The organism is Dietzia sp. DQ11-38-2 (assembly GCF_014145055.1).
Taxonomy (GTDB): Bacteria; Actinomycetota; Actinomycetes; order Mycobacteriales; family Mycobacteriaceae; genus Dietzia.
Genome location: NZ_JAALDW010000150.1, coordinates 6,618 through 9,256 on the forward strand (window position 1 = coordinate 6,618; position 2,639 = coordinate 9,256).

Sequence of the window (2,639 nt, forward strand, 5' to 3'; positions counted from 1 at the left end):
AGCACAGAACTCGCCCTACCAGCGCAAACCGGAATCCCAAGCAGCAGAACAGCGTCAACTTGTGGAAGTCAGGTCTGACCACCGGGAGGACGAACTCCGACGCAGCGCGGCCGAGGACGCCACCCGCCTGGTCGTCCAGCTCGCGTCCTACGACCACGCCGACGTGGACGCGAACATCGAGGCGGTCGTGGCGGAATCCACCCCGGAGTTCGCCGACCGCTATCGCGAGGTGTCCGAGGGGCTGCGCGAGTTGCTCGCGAACGGACAGGGCACCTCGACCGGGACCGTCACCCACGCGGGAGTCCAGAGCGTCGACACCGAACGGGCCGTCGTCCTGGTGTTCCTCGACCAGGAGATCACCAACGTCACCGTGCCCGAGGGCCGGGTCGACGCGAGCCGCATGGTCGTGACCCTGGTCCGCGGAGGGAACCGCTGGCTGCTCGACTCCGCCGAACTCGCCTGACCCCCGGCTGATCCGAACGACCAGCCCGAACCGAAGGAGAACCACCCGTGATCACCGAACTCCACCGCACTCCCGCCGCCCCGGTTCCCCGGGCCGTCCCCCCTGGGGTCGCCGACGCCGTCGACTCCATCGGGGCCGCCGGCGGAGTGGCCAACGTCATCATGCAGTTGTCCTGGCCGGAGATCGGCTGGGGTGTGCGGGAGAGCCGCGTGGACACCGGGAACGTCTACAAGCACCCGCTCAAGCGCGCGCGCACGACCTTCCAGTACCTGGCGGTGGCGACCCTGGGGAGCGACGACGACAAGCGGATCTACCGCGAGGAGGTCACCCGGATCCATCGGCGTGTGCACTCCACCCCGGACAGCCCGGTGACCTACAGCGCCCTCGATCCGGAGCTGCAGATGTGGGTGGCGGCATGCCTCTACGTCGGATTCGAGGACGCGTTCGAGTGGCTGCACGGTCCGATGACCGACTCCGATCGAGAGGCGTTCTACCTCTCCGCACCGACGTTGGGCACCACGCTCCAGGTGCGGCCCGAGCAGTGGCCGTCCACGCGTACGGAGTTCGAGGACTACTGGCGTGAGGGGATGTCGCGGATCCGATTCGACGACCCGGTCCGCGAGCACCTGGTGGGGCTCGCCGAACTCCGGATGCTGCCGCAGCCCACGACCGTGTTGTTCGGCAGACTGAACAAGTGGGTGACCACGGGGTTCCTGCACCGCGAGTTCCGGGACGCACTCGGGCTGCCGTGGAACCCACGGGATCAGCGCCGTTTCGAGCGGTTCCTCGAGGTGACGGCGGCGGCCAATCGACTTCTGCCGTGGCCGGTGCGCACGCTCACCTACCGCGTCCTGCTGCTCGAGCTCAGGTGGCGCCTGCGGACCGGACGACCGCTGATGTGACGCTCCCGCCCCGCCCCGCCCCGCCCCGGCGCGGAGCGGCGCGGAGCGGAGCGGGGCGGCCTGACGTCGTCGCGGGTCAGGCCGGAGCGATCGATGTCGCGACGCTGCCCCCCACACGGTCGTCCTCCCCCTCCTCCGCCCGGTCACTGTCACGCTCCTCGTCCCACACGCCGGCGCGCTGGAGATGGGCGATGAGCAGATCGGCCCCGTTGCTGAACTCGGCGTCGATCACCGCATGGGCCGTCTCCACATCCCCGGTGCGCAGCGCCTCGAGCATCCGCCGGTTGTCCACGAGTGCGGCCGCGCGCCAGGCCGGATCGTCCGCGTAGAGGCGATAGGGCATGTAGCGCGCGGCGTTGTTGAGGAACCGGGACAGCTTGTCGGAGCGGGACGCCCGGTTGATCGAGCGGTGGATGGCGTACTGCGCACTGACCACGCGGTCCGGATCGCCCGCCGCGGCCGCTGCCTCGAACTCCTCCACCAGGCGGGCGTGCTGATCGAGGGCCGACTCGTCGAACCGCGTGATGGCCCGGTCGACGATCCGCCTGGACAACTCCGCCTGCAGCCAGAAGATGTCCTCGACGTCCTGCCTGCTCATCGGCGAGACGAGGTATCCGCGTCGCGGGACGAGGTCCACCAACCCCTCTCCGCGAAGCGTGAGGAGGGCCTCCCGCACCGGGGTCACGCTCACCCCGAGGGCGGCTGCGGTCTCGTCCAACCGGATGAAGTCCCCGGGGCGCACCTGGCCGCTCATGATCCGGGTCCGCACGTGGTCGGCGACCTCTTCTGACAGCTGTGGGCGCTGCGCGAGTCGTGTTGCGGCCATTTCCGACACCCCATCTCCGGTGAAGAGGACCGGCCGGGGGACGCGGCCGGGAATCGAAATCAAATATATCGAATGAACCCGGAAAAGCCCCTCATGGCGCGGGTGCCGGGTGAGACTGGGGAGATGACCTCCCCCGAGACCCGGCCCGCCGTACGCAGCGAGCGCCGCGATCACGTCCTGCTCGTCACCCTCGACCGCCCCGAGGCGCGCAACGCCGTCAACGGCGAGGTGAGCACTCTCCTGGGTCGGGCCCTGCACGAGGCCGACACGGACCCGGAGATCCGGGTGGTGGTCATCACCGGCTCGGGGGAGCAGTCCTTCTGTGCGGGAGCGGACCTCAAGGCCCTCTCGCGGGGAGAGGACATCTTCCCCGCGGAGAACCGCCAGTGGGGGTTCGCGGGCATGATGCAGCACCCCGTCTCGGTGCCGGTGATCGCCGCGGTCAACG

General features: G+C 69.6%; 4 protein-coding genes. 3 read left to right on the plus strand and 1 reads right to left on the minus strand.

Going from position 1 to position 2,639, the window contains the following annotated elements; genetic code table 11:
- Window positions 1-463: hypothetical protein (locus G6026_RS05940; protein ID WP_206682008.1), on the plus strand; the 463-nt coding region annotated here is incomplete at its 5' end.
- 47 nt (window positions 464-510) lie between these two features.
- Entirely contained in the window at window positions 511-1,365 is an 855-nt protein-coding gene (locus tag G6026_RS05945; protein WP_231750416.1) for an oxygenase MpaB family protein, read from the plus strand.
- Between the two features lie 76 nt (window positions 1,366-1,441).
- Here G6026_RS05945 and G6026_RS05950 read toward each other — a convergent pair whose 3' ends face one another.
- A complete protein-coding gene (locus tag G6026_RS05950) occupies window positions 1,442-2,191 on the minus strand; it encodes a GntR family transcriptional regulator (RefSeq protein WP_194305838.1) in 750 nt (249 codons plus the stop codon).
- Between the two features lie 123 nt (window positions 2,192-2,314).
- On the opposite strand from G6026_RS05950, the gene G6026_RS05955 reads away from it, so the two are divergent.
- A partial coding sequence (locus G6026_RS05955; protein WP_182612547.1) for an enoyl-CoA hydratase-related protein occupies window positions 2,315-2,639 on the plus strand: 325 nt, incomplete at its 3' end.